The 18,553-nt window shown below is 42.0% G+C and carries 14 protein-coding genes; 10 read left to right on the top strand and 4 right to left on the bottom strand.

Going from position 1 to position 18,553, the window contains the following annotated elements:
• Window positions 1-141: 141 nt before the first annotated feature.
• The gene (locus AB4128_RS15525; RefSeq protein WP_055022726.1) at window positions 142-2,535 is read right to left on the bottom strand and encodes a bifunctional aspartate kinase/homoserine dehydrogenase II; all 2,394 of its coding nucleotides are present in this window, start codon (window positions 2,533-2,535) and stop codon (window positions 142-144) included.
• Window positions 2,536-2,588: 53 nt separating this feature from the next.
• Window positions 2,589-3,749, bottom strand: coding sequence for a cystathionine gamma-synthase (metB, locus tag AB4128_RS15520; RefSeq protein ID WP_372038219.1), 1,161 nt, complete (start codon window positions 3,747-3,749; stop codon window positions 2,589-2,591).
• Window positions 3,750-3,971: 222 nt separating this feature from the next.
• Here metB and metJ point away from each other — a divergent pair, with 222 nt between their 5' ends.
• Together metJ and AB4128_RS15510 are read left to right on the top strand one after the other, a co-directional pair.
• Window positions 3,972-4,289 (top strand): met regulon transcriptional regulator MetJ, encoded by a 318-nt coding sequence (gene metJ / locus AB4128_RS15515; RefSeq protein ID WP_055022728.1) that lies wholly within the window; start codon window positions 3,972-3,974, stop codon window positions 4,287-4,289.
• Between the two features lie 109 nt (window positions 4,290-4,398).
• The gene (locus AB4128_RS15510) at window positions 4,399-5,139 is read left to right on the top strand and encodes a sulfite exporter TauE/SafE family protein (protein ID WP_080914860.1); all 741 of its coding nucleotides are present in this window, start codon (window positions 4,399-4,401) and stop codon (window positions 5,137-5,139) included.
• Between the two features lie 43 nt (window positions 5,140-5,182).
• Here AB4128_RS15510 and AB4128_RS15505 read toward each other — a convergent pair whose 3' ends face one another.
• A complete protein-coding gene (locus AB4128_RS15505; protein WP_192022065.1) occupies window positions 5,183-6,409 on the bottom strand; it encodes a conjugal transfer protein TraF in 1,227 nt (408 codons plus the stop codon).
• Between the two features lie 120 nt (window positions 6,410-6,529).
• Window positions 6,530-7,438, bottom strand: coding sequence for a LysR family transcriptional regulator (locus tag AB4128_RS15500; protein WP_192022064.1), 909 nt, complete (start codon window positions 7,436-7,438; stop codon window positions 6,530-6,532).
• A gap of 192 nt (window positions 7,439-7,630) precedes the next feature.
• Here AB4128_RS15500 and AB4128_RS15495 point away from each other — a divergent pair, with 192 nt between their 5' ends.
• The 8 genes from AB4128_RS15495 to AB4128_RS15460 all read left to right on the top strand — a co-directional run.
• Window positions 7,631-8,350, top strand: coding sequence for an SDR family oxidoreductase (locus tag AB4128_RS15495; protein WP_055022732.1), 720 nt, complete (start codon window positions 7,631-7,633; stop codon window positions 8,348-8,350).
• Between the two features lie 415 nt (window positions 8,351-8,765).
• On the top strand, window positions 8,766-9,095 hold the full coding sequence (locus AB4128_RS15490) for a c-type cytochrome (protein ID WP_055022733.1): 330 nt from the start codon (window positions 8,766-8,768) through the stop codon (window positions 9,093-9,095).
• A 161-nt stretch (window positions 9,096-9,256) separates the two neighbouring features.
• A complete protein-coding gene (locus AB4128_RS15485) occupies window positions 9,257-10,999 on the top strand; it encodes a DUF3373 domain-containing protein (protein WP_372038218.1) in 1,743 nt (580 codons plus the stop codon).
• Window positions 11,000-11,043: 44 nt separating this feature from the next.
• Window positions 11,044-12,447, top strand: a complete 1,404-nt coding sequence (locus tag AB4128_RS15480; protein WP_055022735.1) for a tetrathionate reductase family octaheme c-type cytochrome — start codon at window positions 11,044-11,046, stop codon at window positions 12,445-12,447.
• 318 nt (window positions 12,448-12,765) lie between these two features.
• Entirely contained in the window at window positions 12,766-14,439 is a 1,674-nt protein-coding gene (locus AB4128_RS15475; protein ID WP_372038217.1) for an ABC transporter transmembrane domain-containing protein, read from the top strand.
• Entirely contained in the window at window positions 14,436-16,532 is a 2,097-nt protein-coding gene (locus AB4128_RS15470; RefSeq protein WP_372038216.1) for a peptidase domain-containing ABC transporter, read from the top strand. Before AB4128_RS15475 ends, AB4128_RS15470 begins: the two co-directional genes overlap by 4 nt.
• Window positions 16,525-17,850 carry an HlyD family type I secretion periplasmic adaptor subunit gene (locus AB4128_RS15465; protein WP_372038215.1) on the top strand — a complete coding sequence of 442 codons (1,326 nt, stop codon included), beginning with the start codon at window positions 16,525-16,527 and terminating at the stop codon, window positions 17,848-17,850. Before AB4128_RS15470 ends, AB4128_RS15465 begins: the two co-directional genes overlap by 8 nt.
• An 8-nt stretch (window positions 17,851-17,858) precedes the next feature.
• Window positions 17,859-18,553 (top strand): hypothetical protein (locus AB4128_RS15460; RefSeq protein ID WP_372038214.1); only part of this gene is annotated, 695 nt, incomplete at its 3' end.

Raw genomic sequence — 18,553 nt, 5'->3', positions numbered from 1 at the left:
TCAAAAACATTAAAGAAAATAACGCACTTGGGTAGCACAAGGCTCAACCACTGCATTACTGTCCCCAACAAAAAAGGCTTACTTCGTGTAGAAATAAGCCTTTCATTTACACTAACCATAAGGTTAACAAGCAATTAAAAGTTACTCTTGCAGTAAATCCTTACAAATCTGTACCAGATCGGATTGAACGGCTGCCGCTGTGACTTCTCTGCCAGCACCAGGACCACGAATAATTAGAGGATTACCTTGATAAAACGCACTTCGTATAACAAAAACGTTATCACCAGGGGTTAAATTGGCATAAGGATGATTTGCATCGACCCATTGGATACCTACTTCAGCATGCATTTTGCCATCAACCTTGTCCAAAGAGGCGACATAACGAAGCACTTTATTTTGCTCTGCCGCTGTAGTGAACTGCTGCAACATACTCTGATCAAGTTCCGTGATACGTGCTAAAAAATCATCTAAAGATAAGTCTGCCAATGCAGCAGGCACCAGTGAGTTTAAGACAATATCCTCTAATTCAATTTCAAAGCCAATCTCACGAGCTAAAATCAATAGCTTACGTTGCATGTCACGACCAGAAAGATCGTCACGTGGATCGGGCTCGGTAATCCCTAACCCTCTTGCCTCAATCACCAATTCTGAAAAAGATTTTTGACCATCATAATGCTCAAACAACCAACACAAAGTGCCTGAGAAAATACCGCCAACCGCCTCAATACTATCACCACTATTACGTAAATCATTCAGGGCGTGTTGTATTGGTAAACCTGCACCACAACTTGCGTTATAACGCCAAAATAGTCTGCGGTTACTCAGCTGTTGTTTCAGCTCTCGGTAAAATGGTAATGGCCCTGAACCTGCAAGTTTATTAGCACTAACAACATGAATTCCACGGGCAAATAATTCAGGGTATTGTAAAGTTAAGCTGGCGCTGGCACTGATGTCTAGCACGACTAACTCATCACAATCGAGATGCTCTAGTTGCTCGAATAGACTCGTATAATCCCAAGGTTTAGCAGTCGTATCAAACTTATCTTGCCATTGAGTAAGATCAATTCCGTCAGGGCAGATAAGTGCTTCTTTAGAGCTCAGTAATCCCACTAATTGCACAGTGGCTTCAAGCTCACGATTAAGTGCTGTTGAAGATCGTTGGAATAAATCAATCCAAGCTTCACCGATATTACCGACTCCCAACAGCAGCACGCCAATACGCATTCGTGGACCTGCGCAGCGGCGATGTACTTTTTGAGTGAGTAAGCTCACCTGAGATTTTGGCACTAAGGTCACTAAGCTTAAATCATCTTGATAAAGTGGTTTTGCATCACGACTGAGTAAGCGAGCAAAACTGCGACGATAGTGCTCGGCATCAGCGCTAACCAAGGCGACTAATCCAAGCTCATCGCTCACATGAATATCACTGACATTAAGCGCTTGGGCGTGTAATTCAAGTAAGGTATGCACTTGCTTTTGATTTTCAACAGTAAAAGCAAGTTCAACTTTATGGTGGGCAGATGTCCAATGAGCTAAAGGAAGGATCCCCTGTTGCGCTAATAATTCAATCAGGTTTTCTGTTGGTGATTGCAGCTTAATTTTAAACAGTACGACCTCATTTAAACTCGTTACAACCGGCGCACTTGCCGAAGAGCTTTGCGGCGCAATCAAGGTAAAATCAGTATGAGATGCATAGCTAGAACGAACAGCCAAACTGACATTGGTATCAAATAACGGTTGTAATGTCCTGCTGTGAAGGACAGGAGAACCTAAATGAGCCAATCTATCCGCTTCCGCCAATGACATACTATTGAGTAACTTGGCATCATTGATTTTATTCGGGTCTGCATTAAACACCCCTTCAACATCAGTCCAAATAGTTACTCGTTCTATATCTGCTAAGCTCGCAATTAAGGTGGCGCTGTAATCAGAGCCATTTCGTCCAAGTAACAGAGTATCACCTTGCTGGTTAGCGCAAATAAAACCAGTAATGACTAATCGCTCATTGGGATGTGCTTCAAGCAGTGCTTGCACTTTTTCACGTGATTGCGCTAATCGAATATTAGGAACTAAGCCTTCGTCAGCAACGAGAATTGAACAAGCATCAACATTGATTGCAGCAACACCTGATTCACGTAAAAGCGCAGCCATTAAGCGCGCAGACCAACGTTCACCAAAGCTGAGCACTTGGTTTAATTCGAATTCATTCCGCTGTTCAAGTGATAACAGGCTGATCAGTTGCGCCTTATCCGTTGATAAACGCTCACGTAAATCTCGGGCTTGTTCGTTAGAGAGCAGCTGCTCAATTAAGTTTTGCTGGTAGCTGATGAGAACTTGTAATTCTTCTTGCCATAATTCGCCCGTTTCCCGAAGCGACAACAGCTTGTATAAAAAGTTAGTGCTTTTTCCCGCAGCTGACACGACGACAAGATCGTCGCAGTTTCCATGAGTCAACAAAATATGGGCGACACGGCGATAACAATCTGCATCAGCAAGACTTGAACCACCAAACTTATGTAAATGACTGCGGGTCATTTTGTACTCCTTAAACCACTAAACTTTTGTGCAAAACGCTGACTGACACGGAACTATAATGCGGCAACTGCAGCGAGCCCGGCATTGATGTCATTCACTAAATCTTCTGCGTCTTCAATCCCGACAGATAGTCTCAGTAATGTATCTTTAATACCAGCTTCATAACGTGCTTCAGGCACCATTGCTCTGTGGGTCATTGTTGCTGGGACGGCAACTAAGCTTTCCACTCCGCCTAAGCTTTCAGCAACACTGAAAATCGATAATGCATTTAAAAAGGCAACCACTTCTGCTTCGCCACCTTTAAGCTCAAAACTTAACATAGCACCAAAGCCTTTTTGCTGTTTGGCAGCAATATCGTGACCTGGATGGTCTTTTAAACCGGGATAGTACACTTTTTCAACGACATCACTAGATTGCAGCACGTCAATCACACGCTGAGCATTAGTTTGGTGCTCACGGATCCGCACGGCTAAAGTTCTAATACCACGCAGTGTTAGGTAACTGTCAAATGCAGAACCTGTTAGCCCTAAGGTATTTGACCACCAATGTAATAGCTCACCAAGCTCTGCATCTTTAGCGACAACGGCGCCGCCAACAACATCACTGTGGCCATTAATGTATTTAGTCGTTGAGTGCATCACGATATCAGCACCAAGTTCTAATGGCTGCTGTAAAATTGGAGATAAAAAAGTATTGTCGACAACAACAAGTGCATCAACAGCATGGCTTGCTTCAACGATGGCTTTAATATCCACAACCCGCAAAAGTGGGTTCGAAGGTGTTTCTAACCAGACCATTTTAGGCTTTTGTGCTATCGCTTCAGTGAGTGCTTTCTCGTCAGTTTGATCAACAACCAATAATTTAAATTGGCCTTTGTTGGCAAGATTTGTGAACAGTCGGTAACTACCACCATAACAGTCATGCGGTACCACGATTAAGTCATCAGGCCCAAGTAAACTTGTCACTAAGGTAATCGCGGCCATTCCTGTACAAGTTACAATCCCTGTCGCACCATTTTCTAGTTTAGCGATTGCCTCCCCTAGTACACAACGAGTCGGATTACCTGAGCGGCTATAGTCGAATTTCCTTGGGTTGGTGTGTCCATCAAATGAATAATTTGTTGAAAGGTAAATCGGCGGGACTACCGCGCCATACTGAGTATCAGATTCGATACCTTGGCGAACTGCTAATGTAGCTGCGCGATGTTTTTTCATTGTAAGCTCCTCAAGATTGACACACTATAGAGTACACACCGTAGAGATGTCTAGATGGCTAAATGTACCTAAGCAAAGTTAGATCGTCAACACATATTAGACGTTTAGACGTCTAAACATAAAGAAATCTATTTGCATTCGTTATAGAATAGCAGCAATAATTTGACTGTAATAAATAAGCAGTTAAAATCTGCCACGAATCTATCGTATAAAGGTGAGTTAATGACTGAATGGAATGGCGACTATATCAGCCCATATGCCGAACATGGCAAAAAAAACGAACAAGTTAAAAAAATTACGGTATCCATTCCGTTAAAAGTGCTTAAAGTACTAACTGATGAACGTACTCGTCGTCAGGTGAACAACTTGCGCCATGCCACTAACAGTGAACTATTATGTGAAGCATTTTTGCACGCATATACTGGTCAGCCACTCCCTAACGATGAAGATTTATCTAAAGAAGGCCCGGATAGCATTCCAAGTGAGGCTAAAGCTCTTATGGATAAAATGGGCATCGAGTGGGAAGATTTAGACGAATAACCGCTATTGAGCTTACTTTTATGTAAGCTCAATTTTATTCTGCATTTCTATTCTCATAAATTTGTCGCACCAAATTTGCACCGACCTTAATTAAGTCAACGAGCACAGAATGGCATTTATCGATCCGCAAACCTTGATGCTTGCATCGGTTATCATATTTCTGGGCGCACTAACTCAGGGGCTAATAGGTTTTGGCTTAGCTGTGGTCGCCAGTCCACTGCTTTACATTATTGACCCTCAACTTGTTCCTGTTCCAGTTATTGCATGTGGATTTTCCATTGCATTAATAACGTTATTGCGAGAGCGAACCCCGCTCAAGTTTAATGGCTTACAATACGCCTTGCTCGGTCGAGTCCCTGGTGGTTTTCTTGGTGCTGGATTATTAATTTTTGCCCCACAAGCAGTATTAGGGCTAGCGATAGCCTTTATTGTGGCTGCTGCAGTCATTCTTAGCATCTATAAAATTACCGCACCAGTAAATAAGATCACTTTGTTTATAGCAGGGGTTTTATCAGGAGTATTTGGCAATATCGCTGCAATTGGTGGCCCACCTCTAGCAATATTACTTGCCGGAAAAGACGCACCACAGTTTCGTGCAGCCTTATCTATATTTTTTGTCTTTAGTTCTATGATTGCGATGTTAATACTCATTGTGGCGGGACTCGTTGAGCTAAAACATGTTTGGCTTTCATTGATGTTATTGCCGTCGGTGTTTTTGGGTAGCCTAGTGGCAGGAAAGCTAACCAATAAAGTCGACAAAGAAAAAACCAGAATGGCAACATTAGTGCTGTGTGGTCTGAGTGCTATCGTGCTAACAATTAAGTCAACGTTAGCTTTATCTATCAGTTAATCACGCCATAATTAAAGTCGCTGACGATCTGCTAAGTCAGCACTCAAAAGTGGTAAGAGGTTTGTAATACTGCCCCTACGGCGTCATCTTCACCATAGCTACCACTCATGTCTAACTTAAATGCTTGCCCAATCGCAAAACCTGTACCAAATGAATATATATCAACACTGTTGTCTTTTAAGTCATGTCGATAACCCATTCTCAACGAGAGCCAATCAGTGGCTTTTAGCTCACCGCCTACACGCCAATACTGCACAGGATCAAACTCTTTAAATCGGGTTTGGTCGACTAAATCAATATCTGTGGTCAAGGTTACCGATGACCAATCGTAGGCAGCGCCTGCGGTAATTAATGGTTCCACTTGGTAGTGAAACTCTCGTCCTTGCGCTTCAACCGTTTTGACGGTTTGACTGAATAAGTTTCTGGCAGATAGCCCAATAGTTAATTTTTCAATAGGTTCAAATGCGACACCAACGTCCAAATTAAAGAGATTTTCATCGTTACGATATTTGTCGTCATCAAAATCATCAGCGTCGAAATTGTTAGCATTAACTGAGTAATGGTAAGTATCAATTCGTTGAAACTTCGGTGAAACCCCTACCCTGACAGGCATATTTACAATCGACAAAGGAAAGCTGAGTGCCACACCAAAATCAGTCACACTACCAGCTAGCACAACGCCTTGAGAATCTAGGTCAGTGATTTCAGTTGGCGGGTTATTAGGGTCAAGCACGTTCAAAGTATCAATGTCTGACTGGGCAATATCGGCCACACCCACTGCGTCAATATAACTTTTATAAAAAACCGCCATCGGCATACGTTGATTTGGTATCACCAAGGCTGCACCAATTCCTGCTGATACATTCGCCACATTGCCTTTGAGTGATTCTAAATCTAACACTAAGTCGTCTCGAAAGGCTTCAACCTCGGCGGAGTCACCGTTATTGATTGCCGTTTCAAGGCCATCATAAGAGTCCTGTAACGAATCAAACTTATCAATCATATTATCGCTATCGGAGCCTTCGGCGCCAACTGTTGGCAGTAATAAAGAAAATGCTTGGGTCTTGTTGATTTCATCATTGGTATAGGTGTTATGTGGAGTAAGAATGGCCAATAAAGCAGGATTAATGAAACTAGCGCCAACTCGATTAGAGGCAGCAACACCAGTACCGCCCATACTGTCGCTGCGAGCTTCAAAATAAAGCCCGCTAGCTTGCACATTGTTGGCAAGCAAGAGTAAACAGAAAGGTAGCGCTAGTCTTGATAGCATCCCAGTTTTCCTATTTTTATTGTTTAATAAAGATAGTAGAAATAATCAAAAAAGGATGTCATATCAGCAAACTAAATTTTCATTTTTACCTTGTTTCAACTAACTGCATTGACTAAATTTTTATAAATCAGGCAGATAAGATTTGAAACCTTCATGGGTAAACTGTATAAATTTTTTCAGGCGCTCAGGTTGAAATTTGTCCTTGTGATAAAGCACATAAAACGGTGTGTCGGGTATTTGCCAATCTGTAAATACTTCGACTAATTTCTCAGTTTGTATCTCTTGATGGCAATATAAATATGGCAACCTGACGATACCATTACCAGCTAATGCGCTAATCTTCATTGCTCGGCCATTTTTACACCGAAACTTACCTTTAATCGCAACATCAATATGCTCTTTCACAGCTCCCTGTTGACTAAAACGCCAATGATTAATCGAACCAACGATACAAGCATACTTATTGAGTTGGCTCGGATGTGTCGGCTGTCCATATCTTTCAAGATAGGCAGGTGACGCCAAGGTACAGTTTTTAATATCAATAAGCTTTCGTGCTATTAATCCTGAATCCGATAAATCGCCCATTCTAAATACCACATCAAAATGATCTTCAATTAAGTCGACTCGTTGGCTACTGAAATCGAGATCTATAGTGATATCGGGATATAGTTGGATAAAGTCATTCACTAAGGGAACGATAATGTCTTCCCCTAAAAAACCACCCACACAATTGATATAAATATTACCTGATAATTTTTCCGCACTATCTACTGTGGTGGCCACAGCTTGCTCAATTTGATGTAATGCTTGCTGGCATTGTTGTAAAAACATCGCGCCTTGATCTGTCAAGCGCTGCGTCCTGGTGGTGCGAATAATCAAACTGACACCTAGAAATGTTTCTAAACTCAATAATTGTTTAGATAAGTGCGAGCGTGAACAGCCCAATACTTCCGCAGCTTGAGTAAAGTTACCTTGTTCTGCAATCACCACAAAAGCACGGATATCCACTAAGTTTATTTCTGTATTCATTTAACTCTCAATATCCATTTGCAGATAAGATGGTAACAGTTCTGCAGTAACCACCGCCTATATACGTCAATGAGTCATCGCTAACGCTGGCTTATTAGAAGTCATACGTAAACAATTGTGTTCTTTATCGATTATATATCAACAATAAATCGCGCTCTATAATTCTCTCATTAACAAAGAGAGGTCGAAATCATGAAAGAACTTATCGTAATTACTGGTGCATCTTCAGGTATTGGTGCAGCAATGGCCAAAGCATTCAGCGCTAAGGGACATCCATTATTATTATTGGCTCGCCGTCTTGAACCCATGCAGGCATTGCAACTTGAAAATAGCTTAGCAATTAGCGTTGATGTGACAGATACTGAAGCGATGAAAGCAGCCATTACTGAAGCTGAAACACAATACGGCCCTGTTGGCTGTTTAATCAATAACGCTGGTGTGATGTTACTAGGTCAAGCAGATGTGCAAGATCCACAAGAATGGAGCAAGATGCTCAACATCAACGTAATGGGCGTACTGAATGGTATTCATGCTGTTTTAGCCAGCATGAAAGCCCGTAAAACAGGTACTATCATCAACGTAAGTTCAATTGCTGGCCGTAAAACCTTTCCAAACCATGCGGCTTATTGTGCAACTAAATTTGCTGTACATGCATTAACGGAAAATATCCGTGAAGAAGTTGCTATGGACGATGTTCGCATGGTGACCATTGCACCAGGAGCGGTAGAAACTGAGTTATTAAGCCACACAACAGATCAAGCGATTAAAGATGGCTACGCAGACTGGAAAGAAGACATGGGCGGCGTAGTCGCACCAGAAGTCATTGCTGAAACAGCTGTATTTGCCTACGAAATGCCACAAAGTGTTTGTGTTCGTGAAATCGCGCTTGCCGCAACACGTCAGCAACCATAAGAGCTTACCGACAACATCAATAGACACATTGATCAATGTGCACTGTAACTAAAACAGTGCACACTTTCTGCTGTATCCTTCTCCATATTTACTTTTATGCAACCACCAAATATCACTTTAGAGATAGTTAAATATTAAAAGTGTGATCTAAAACCTGCCTTCAAAAGCGATTGCAAGCATTAAACAATACTCCCCCCTCTTAACAAAAAGAAAAATACCATTATTTATCAATAACAAACAATATACACCTCAAAGCATTAGATTTTTATCAATTATATTTTTATCAATTAGATTTTTTTAATTTACTTGATCGAACTCAACAATTCCTTTTTTGACAACTGTTAAATTTAATAACAAGCCAGATACATAAATATCCAAACCCATTAACTCAGTACAAGGTAAGACAAAGGAAATGATGATGAAAACAATAAATAAAATACTCGTATGCGTCACCCTCGCTTTATGTTTTGGAGCACAAGTTCAAGCTGCTGATGGAGGTAATCCTAAAAAAGGCAAACACCTCTATAAAAAAGAGTGCAAGGCTTGTCATGGCGTAGGCGATGAAGGTGGAGAGATAACCCCAATGAGCAAAACAATGAGCCAATGGGACCGTTTTTTTAAGCGTAATAAACACAAAGCAAAAGCTGAAGTATTCAATGCCTTGGATGAACAAGAACTATTAGATATCCAACAGTTCCTATATGACCATGCAGCGGATTCAGACCAACCACAAACCTGTGGTTAGGTAACCCAGTTATACTATAAAACACTTTTAATTCAATAAATTAATGAAAGATGGGAATTTTCTCAGGGCTTAATGCTGCCTAAATTCAGCAAAACAGAGGATTTCCAACATCAATCGAAGGCAGTTTATGTAAGAGCTGCTCATTCGAAAGGAGAGATGTTATGCGTACTCTAATTTCACTATTAGTTGCTAATGCTTTGATGTTATCAGCAAGCGCTTATGCTAATGATGTTGATATACAAAGAGATAGCCTTAATAAAACCGATGCACAAAAAATAGCAGAGCTTAAACAACAGCTTGTCGATATCAATGATGAACTTGATGATATCAACAACCGAGTCGATAAAAATGAGCGTCACACAGCATTAGATAGAATAGAAATCACTGGCGACTTTAGAACTAAAGTTCATTCACTTCACTACCAAGATGTCACTTGGAACCCTGCCATTAATGTCGACTTTAACGATTTTGGTGCCAAGGCGATGTCCGGCGAGTTTGGAATGCCCGATGATGCTAACTCACCATTGGCAAAAATGATGGCGGCTAACCCCAACTTAGCGACGGCTTTTCAAAATGGACAGCTTCAAGGCAACTTGCCTTACGTATTGTCGCCCAAGTCCGTACAAGATATTGATAACGACCTATATTACACCACTCGTTTAAGACTGAACCTTAAAGCCAAAGTATGGGACAACGTCAGCTTTGCTGGTCGTCTGAGTATGTTTAAGAACTGGGGAGATTCAACAGGAGTACAAGTATTTGACTCTTGGCGGTCGTTTACTATGGATGGCACCAATAGCGGCAACCCAAGCGGCGACTGGCTAAGAGTTGAACGCGCCTATTTTGATTGGAAAAATATTAATGGTTCACCACTGTATTTATCCATAGGGCGTCGACCTTCAACTTATGGCCCACCAACCCAGTACCGGGAAAATGAAAAACGCGGCGGCACACCTTCTGGTCATTTAGTTAACTTTAATTTTGATGGCGCCACTATGGGTTATCACCTAAGTGATATCACTGGTGTTGAAGGCCAAGTGGTTCGCTTTTGTTACGGTCAAGGATTCGAATCCCAATGGGGAAATGGCGAAATGTTTGGCGATATCGTCACTAAAGACACTCACTTAGGTGGCTTTAATATTGATGTTGTTAACGACGGTAAAAACTTCCTTCAACTCACCTTGTTTGGCGCAAAAGATGTCAATGATGGCTTTAAAGGCACTATGGCTTTTCCAACTCAATTGGCTGAAATATTTGCCCCAACCATGTATCAAGACATGCAAAAGTTTGAGGACTTCAACTTCGTTACTCGAGTGCAGCCTAGTGATGTCATTGGCGATATGTTCTTAGGTGGCATTGGCTTCGCTCGCGAAGAAGATAATGACGTGAAGTGGTTCGTATCTGGAGGATGGACCCGCGCCGATGGTAATGGCAATGCTGGTATGTTTGGCGGCATGCTAACTGATGCTGTTTTTGAAGCTCAATTAAATGCAGATTCTAGTGAAATTATCATGATGCCTTCAGCCGCTGAAGAAAATGATGCCAAAGACGGCTACGGAATTTATGTCGGCGTACAAATCCCAGCACCTTACGGTAAAGTTGGCCTTGAATATAACTATGGTTCTGAATATTGGACTCCTTTCACCCAAGCTCAAGATGACCCTATTGGCAGCAAACTGGCTACCAGAGGACATGTGGCTGAAGCCTATTACATGTTTGATATCAATCCGAGAATGTTTATTAAACTCGCAGGGCTCTATTACGACTTTGAATATACAGGCAGCGGCACGCCTGTTGGCAAACCACAAAAAGTGGATGATGTTGTTGCAGGCAAAGCCTACTCAATGCTGCCAGTCGTCGATACCGCTTACGACGTTAATGCATCTCTTACCGTTAATTTCTAATGCTATTAACTTCCCTCAGCGATCACTGAGGGTTGGAGTCCTATATGAAAACACTCTTAATCAGCTTAATTTCAGGTGGATTATGTTGCTTTAGCTTATTTGCCAGTGCTGCTAATCCACATAAAGACTATATAGAAGGGCCTTTTACTCAAGGCAGTGAAGTCACAAGTCAATGTATCGAATGTCATGAAGATCATGCTAAAGACGTGATGAAATCTTCTCATTGGACATGGGAGCTTGAGCAACAACTGCCAGGGCGCACCGTCAAACGTGGCAAAAAAAATGCCATTAATAACTTTTGTATCGCCGTCTCAGGCAATGAGCCTCGATGCACTAGTTGTCATGCCGGTTACGGCTGGAAAGATGATAGCTTTGATTTCAATGACATGACCAAAGTAGACTGTTTAATTTGTCACGACACAACAGGTACTTATGTTAAAGATCCTGCAGGTGCAGGCGAAGTGCTCGCCAAAGTTAATCTTGAACGAGTGGCCCAAAATGTCGGTGCCCCAGTTCGAGATAATTGCGGTAGTTGTCACTTCTATGGCGGCGGTGGCGATGGGGTTAAACATGGCGATTTAGACTCTTCTATGTCTTACCCTGATAAAGTCACTGATGTGCATATGGATACTGATGGAAATGACTTCCAATGCCAAACTTGTCATACAACTGAGAGTCATCAAATCAGAGGTAATGCCATGGGAGTATCACCAGGAGGCATGAGTGATATTGGTTGTGAAAATTGCCATGAAGCCGCTCCACATGACAATAAACGACTCAATAGCCATACCAGCAGCATCGCATGTCAAACCTGTCATATTCCTGAATTTGCTAAAAATGAACCCACCAAAATGAGCTGGGATTGGTCAACGGCAGGACAAGATATTGAGCAAACTAAAGATGAGTACGGCAAACATACCTACATGAAAAAGAAAGGTAACTTTGTTTGGGCTAAAAATGTTCAACCTCAATATGCTTGGTATAACGGTAAGGCTGATGCCTATATGGCTGGCGATAAAATGGATCCTAAGGTGGTCACTAAATTGACTTACCCTCTAGGTGATATCAATGATGAAAAAGCCAAGATATATCCATTTAAAGTGCATACTGGTAAGCAGATTTATGACAGCAAACAAAACATTTTCATCACAGCTAAGGTCTTTGGTAAAGGCGGTTATTGGAAAACCTTTGATTGGAATAAAGCTGCTGAACTTGGTATGCAGGCCAATCAAGCGATGTTAGATAAAGGCATAAAATACAGTGGCGAATATGGCTTTGCTGAAACTGAGATGTGGTGGCGTATCAATCATATGGTTGCCCCAACAGAGCAAGCTTTAAAGTGCAATGATTGTCACATTAAAGGCACTCGCATGGATTGGAAAGCATTAGGCTATGAAGGCGATCCAATGAAAAATAAGTCGATTAAGAAACATGCAACAACAGACTAAATAACCCGACTTGAGGAATAAAGAAGGTCTAAACTTGAAAACTGCCCAATGCAAAGAGGGCAGTTTTTTATATAGAGTGCTACAAATATTCCTTTCCATTGCCCCTTCCACCTTTATCTCAATCTATAACTCTATAAACCGAACAACCAACATAATTATTCTCAATCAAACACGCCCTTTTCCCAACGTTCAACTTTCGAACTATAACAAACGTTAATTGTTGAATTAATAACCTTTAGCATTTAACTTGGAGGTAATTCGCACAAAGTGAACTACGCTTTATGGATAACAGTTAGTGTTTATAAGGAAGTTGAATAAATGCGGGAAAACTTCAGTTTACTTTCCAAAAATAAAGCCTTTCCAGAGCTTTTTTTATCGTCGACTTTTATTAATTTATTGTCGCTCGCCTTGCCTTTCACCATGCTACAAATTTATGACCGAATTTTACCTAATCAAGGTTACGGGACTGCGACTATTTTAGTATCAGGAGTCGCCGTCGCTATTTTGCTTGAACTGTTACTTAGGTATGGTCGTAGTTGGATTCTTGCAGCATCAGCAGCCAACTTCGAGTTATCAACAACATCTGATGTCGTTGATAAGCTCATGAAAGCTAATTATCGCCATGTTGAAGCCATGGGTACTGGTCGTATTGCCAACGGCCTCGCCAGTATTTCTAGTATGCGAGAACTTTACTCTGGACAAGCTATTGTTGCTTTGATGGACTTCCCTTTCGTCCTGATTTTCCTTGCCTTAGTCGCCTATATAGGCGGCCCTTTAGTCTTTATTCCAATAGCCGTATGGGTTGTTGTAGGCGCATTAGTTTATTTTATTGGGAAAAAACTCGCAGTTGCGACTCACGCACTGGCACTGTCTGATGCCGAGCGAACTAGAATGCTTATACTGGTTTTATCTGGTTTAACAACCGCGAAAGCCTTATCACTTGAAGATCGTTTATCGGGCATTTATAACAATATCAATTACCAGCGTCTTGATAAGCAGCAGCAAGTCGATTGGCTATCGGCAAAATTACAAGAAGTGATTCAAGGGGCATCCCAAGGCACGACTCTCATTTTAGTCATGCTGGGTTGTCTCGAAGTATTAAATGGCTCACTGACAACAGGTGGACTTGCCGCTTGTTCAATTTTGGCAGGCCGCGCCGTTGCACCATTAAGTGCAATTATTAGCCTGCGTTCAAGATTAGTCAGCGCTAAAACTGCAATGTCCCATGTTAACGACCTTACCCAAGTTCCAGCTGAGTCGTTTAAAGCCACAAAGGTTTATCACCAAAAGCTCCCTTTAGGCCCAATTACATTTGAGAATGTCACTAGTAATAATCTTGGCACAACCATCAATAATTTCACTCAATCCATCCAACCCAATAGCTTAGTCAATTTACAGTCTAATCCTTTAAGCCACGCTAGCCATGTGCTCAGTATTATTGCAGGGTTCCAGAAAGTATCTTCAGGCCAAGTCTGCATTGATGATATTGCAATTGAAGAACACGATGGCAAGGAATTCAGGCAATCAATAACCTATGTTGCCCCCTGGCCTACACTCTTTGCCGGCAGTTTATTAGAAAACATGACCATGTTTAGAGCTGAATACGAACCTCAAGCAATGGCTATTGCCGATGCATTAGGGCTGACCAGTAAAATTGCCGAACTCCCCAATGGTTATCAAACCCTGGTCGGTGACAGTGATAGTCAAATGCTCAATAAGGGGGCAATCAAAATCATTGCGATTGTTCGGGCTGTTGTGCAATCACCTTCAATATTATTGCTAGACGAACCCATGATATCGCTAGATGCTGATGCCCAAAGTCGGTTACTTAATTTGCTCGAAAAACTAAAACAGCAAATGACCATTATCACTGCATCTCACTTCCTCGAACTGGCAAATATTAGTGATAGTAATATTGAAATCATGGGCCATGCACACAATGCCCCCGACACAGAAAATGAACTTAAATCGAATCAAGAGGTGAACTCATGAGCACTTCTGATGTAGAACTTAAACCACTTGTTGTTGAGCTGTTTAAGCAATTAGGTCTTTATACTCAGGCCAGTAATATTTCCAGCGATAACAATACCATTCAACTTAATACCCTTGGGTTATCACGCTTACTTAAAAAGCATCAAATTGATTTCACTGTCACCAATAATTCAGCCAAGCATCTTCATCTCTCGATTCACCCATTCTTGGTCATTCCACAAGATAAGGCTGGCTTTATTGTTAGAAGACAAGCGAACGTTTTCGAGAAATTTCAAGATAACCAATGGCAGCGATTCGATCTAACGCAAATAGATGACTCTGCATATATATTCTTAATTGAGTCATTGCCGACAACGAAGAAAAATGTTCAAGCTTTCGCAGCACATATGAGTAAGCGAACGAAGTGGTATCGTCCTGTATTTTGGTTAAGTTTATTGGCAAGTTTGACTGGGTTAGCCGTACCTCTTTTCACAATGGCAGTATATGACCGTGTTATTGGAGGGCAAACTCCTGCCATTTTACCCAGTATTGCCTTGGGTGGATTATTAGCCGTAGGCATACTCGTTAGTACTCGACTTGCTCGCGCACAAATATTAGCAACCACCAGTAATCGATTTGCCAGAGACCTATCAGAAATTACCTTTTATCGACTACTGCATATGCCGCTCATGGTGTTATCTAGAGTGGGTATATCCAACCATATTGCCCGCATGCGAAATGCAGAAAAAGTCAGAATGCTGTTATCAGGCCCGGGTGGTGGTGGATTGGTCGACCTACCTTTCACCCTCATTGCGTTATTCGCCATTATGTTTTTAAGTGGCTGGTTAGTGTTAGTGCCAATTGGCATGTTGATTCTGTATTACTTGGTCATGAAAGTATTGAGCCGTTATGTGCAAGCAGCATCACCCACCATCAGTGGCGAATATCAAAATGCCATGAGTGAATTATCAAAAAATTTACTGCAACTAAAAGCCGCGGGCGACACTGAAGCTTGGCAAACAAAATTCATTCGCCAAAGCCAAGAAAACAGTCGCCAAAACTTCCTTTATGCAAAACGCAATGGTCTTAATGCCGCTGTGGCTCACTCTTTGAGTCTATTTACTGCGTTGATAACCGTTTTTACAGGTATCTTTTTAGTGTTAGATCAAACCATATCGCCAGGTGCACTAATTGCTTGCGTGATGATGATTTGGCGCATTACTGGTCCTGCACAATTAGCGTTTTCATCTAAGCAAAAGTTCACCATGATGGACATTGCTGTGAAACAGTTTGATCGTTTCATGCAAGCAAGCACTGAACAGTCAGAGTTAAGACTAGATACGCCCGATAATGCCAAGGCTCCTTCGATAGCGTTTCAGCATCTCACTTTGCGCTATAAAGCTGAGGGGGAAGCAGCATTATCAGGTGTGACATTTGATGTTGAACCGGGCGAACTGGTTGCGATTATTGGCCCCAATGCCTGTGGTAAATCAACACTATTACTCAGCGCGCTTGGCGTACTTGAAGCCCAAGCTGGCTTTGTGACCTTAAATGGCAAGAACCTAAAACAGTACGATACTGAGCAGTTTCGTCACTGGGCAGCTTACAGCCCATCACAACCTGACATATTCCCGGGTTCATTAGCCGAAAATATCAGAATTGCTAAACCCGGCGCTAGCGATGAACAAATCATTACAGCGCTGGTCAATGCTGGCGGCGAAAGCTTTTTTAAAAGTATCAATAATGACTTAACCGTCGACTTATTGGGCGAGAATAATGCCATGCTCTCAGCCATTGAAGGCAGTTATATCAATTTAGCCAGAGCCTTCATAAAGCAATCGCCATTCATATTATTAGATGAACCCTTGCCTCACCGTAACCCTGCGTCTAAGGCTAAATTGATTGAAACCTTACTAAACCTCAAAGGTAAATCCACCGTATTGTTTACTAGTCACGATCAAGATTTAATTAAACATGCTGATAAAGTCGTCATTCTCGATAAAGGCGCTGTTGTATACGCAGGGCCTATTCCAGATAAAGCTTCTGAATCTCCCCAAGCTTCAATAACATCACCTTCAGACCAAGCCATGCAGGAGTCTCCAACTAATGGATAATCGTCAACTAGCTAACAGAGTGTGGCCTGAACATGAATTTGCTGAGGCCATTGAAGCACCTGCAGAACGAAAAATGATCCGCAATGTCATTTTAATCATCACTGGATCAATTTTATGTATGCTGATTTGGTCTGTTTTTACTGATGTAGAAGAAATATCAAAGTCTAAAGGACAAGTCGTGCCATTAGGTCATCGACAAGTGATCCAAAGCCGTGCAGGTGGCACCATTGCGTCAGTAGTGGTTGAAGAAGGTGATGTGGTTAAAAAAGGCGATATTTTAGCAAGCTTTGTGTCTATCGACAGCTTATCAGCTGAAGAAGAGTTAACCAGTAAACGTGCCAACCTTATCATGCGAATCGAGCGTTATGACGCCTTTGCTGAACAAAGAGAGGCTGACTTTAGCGAATTTGCCATCGAGTACCCTGAGCTACTGCGACTTCATACTTCCGCTTTAAGACGAATGAATGAAGAGCGTATAGCAATGGAACAATTGTCAGAATCCGATATCGCCAAAACCCAAGCAGAACTTGATGGTCTCAAAGCAGAAATACCGCCACTGAGCGATCAAATACAAACTGCTGAACAAACCCTGAAAATGATGCTGTCAGTCACAGCAGAACAAGCGGTCTCTAAGTTACGCATTTTAGAGTCTCAACAAAAACTTGATTCCTACATGCGTGAACTCAAATCAATGGAAAGTAAGCAGCAAGTGCTGTCTAAAAACCTCATCAATTTAGAGCGACAGCTTAAGCAAAAACAGGCATCGCTATTTAAAGAAGTCGGCGAGAGACGTACTGATACCCAGGCAGAATTGCTCGGAGTGGTCGCAAGGCTTAAATCTTCTGATTCTTTAGTCTCCCAAAATACTGTCACCGCCCCAGTTGATGGCATTATTCAATCCATTCCAACAAGTTCAACTGGCAGTGTCATTCAACCAGGAGGCACTGTTGCAGTGATAGTTCCTATGACTAAAACAGGGTTAATGGAAATTAAACTGTCCCCAAGAGATATCGGCTTTGTTCGAGTGGGTCAAAGTGCTCGTATCAAAATTGATGCCTTTGATTACAGTCGATACGGCGCGCTTGATGGCATCGTCAAACGCATCTCTCCCAGCACTGACTCAGATGAAAAAGGCGGCGTTTTTTACAAGGTGCAACTGTCCATCGAAAAGCCCTACTTTTTTGACACGCCTGGTCAATTTGAATTAATCCCAGGCATGACAGGAGAAGCAGACATAGTGACTGGGGATAAAAGTGTTTTCCAATATTTATGGAAACCCGTGTTTACTAATATTAATGAAGCATTCGGTGAGAGGTAGAGGTTAGCATGACTCAAGACAACCAAGGCAAGACTCCACCTAATAGTGAGCAAAAAACGGATACTAAACAGGTCAATAAGCCCAACACGGCTACGCAAACTGAACAAGTTAAACGAGATAAAAAAGCAAAGGTTGCGGCCAATAAAATTGACGTTGAAGCCAAAAAACTCCTAGCAAAAGAAGCTCGAGATACCCCACAAACAACTGTCGGTATTAATCAGGATCTTGTTGCCGATAAATCGGTTAGCTCTTCACTAGCGCATGGGAAAACAAAACCAAACTTACCCTCTGATCAAATCCCACAGAGTGTTGAATCGCCAGTAACCAATCAAACCACCGAAGCGACAGAGACTATCACTGCCACTCGCCAAATTGCATCGGCAGAACAGTCAGATGACGCTTTAGAGGTTACTCAAGCAACGCCTGAAAATAAACTAATCAAAGAGACAGGTTCAACCGAAACAACAGGAATTGGAAATGCTGAGCCGTTTAAAGCAGGCAATACTGCAACAGAAGATATCAGTCAATTTCGAGCAGCCCAAACGAATATTACTCAGAAGAATGATCAGCAGCCCGATCAAGATTCGACTACTCCCAATCCTACAACGTACGCCCAAGTCACTCAGCCAACGCCACTCCATCCTGGACCACAAACTCCAAGTACCCATGGCCAACCACCAATTACTGGCACTGGCACTGGCAC

The sequence above is a fragment of the Shewanella sp. 10N.286.52.A9 genome, assembly GCF_041468985.1.
Taxonomy (GTDB): domain Bacteria; phylum Pseudomonadota; class Gammaproteobacteria; order Enterobacterales; family Shewanellaceae; genus Shewanella; species Shewanella japonica.
Note: the sequence above shows the minus strand (reverse complement) of the source record. Positions and strands in the feature narration are given on the sequence as shown.

What these genes read in the sequence shown, in the direction of transcription:
- metJ (WP_055022728.1), top strand. Translation starts at nt 3,972, where the DNA reads ATGACTGAATGGAATGGCGACTATATCAGCCCATATGCCGAACATGGC.
- AB4128_RS15485 (WP_372038218.1), top strand. Translation starts at nt 9,257, where the DNA reads ATGCGTACTCTAATTTCACTATTAGTTGCTAATGCTTTGATGTTATCA.
- metB (WP_372038219.1), bottom strand. Translation starts at nt 3,749, where the DNA reads ATGAAAAAACATCGCGCAGCTACATTAGCAGTTCGCCAAGGTATCGAA.
- AB4128_RS15480 (WP_055022735.1), top strand. Translation starts at nt 11,044, where the DNA reads ATGAAAACACTCTTAATCAGCTTAATTTCAGGTGGATTATGTTGCTTT.
- AB4128_RS15500 (WP_192022064.1), bottom strand. Translation starts at nt 7,438, where the DNA reads ATGAATACAGAAATAAACTTAGTGGATATCCGTGCTTTTGTGGTGATT.
- AB4128_RS15510 (WP_080914860.1), top strand. Translation starts at nt 4,399, where the DNA reads ATGGCATTTATCGATCCGCAAACCTTGATGCTTGCATCGGTTATCATA.
- AB4128_RS15470 (WP_372038216.1), top strand. Translation starts at nt 14,436, where the DNA reads ATGAGCACTTCTGATGTAGAACTTAAACCACTTGTTGTTGAGCTGTTT.
- AB4128_RS15465 (WP_372038215.1), top strand. Translation starts at nt 16,525, where the DNA reads ATGGATAATCGTCAACTAGCTAACAGAGTGTGGCCTGAACATGAATTT.
- AB4128_RS15475 (WP_372038217.1), top strand. Translation starts at nt 12,766, where the DNA reads ATGCGGGAAAACTTCAGTTTACTTTCCAAAAATAAAGCCTTTCCAGAG.
- AB4128_RS15490 (WP_055022733.1), top strand. Translation starts at nt 8,766, where the DNA reads ATGATGAAAACAATAAATAAAATACTCGTATGCGTCACCCTCGCTTTA.
- AB4128_RS15495 (WP_055022732.1), top strand. Translation starts at nt 7,631, where the DNA reads ATGAAAGAACTTATCGTAATTACTGGTGCATCTTCAGGTATTGGTGCA.
- AB4128_RS15525 (WP_055022726.1), bottom strand. Translation starts at nt 2,535, where the DNA reads ATGACCCGCAGTCATTTACATAAGTTTGGTGGTTCAAGTCTTGCTGAT.
- AB4128_RS15505 (WP_192022065.1), bottom strand. Translation starts at nt 6,409, where the DNA reads ATGCTATCAAGACTAGCGCTACCTTTCTGTTTACTCTTGCTTGCCAAC.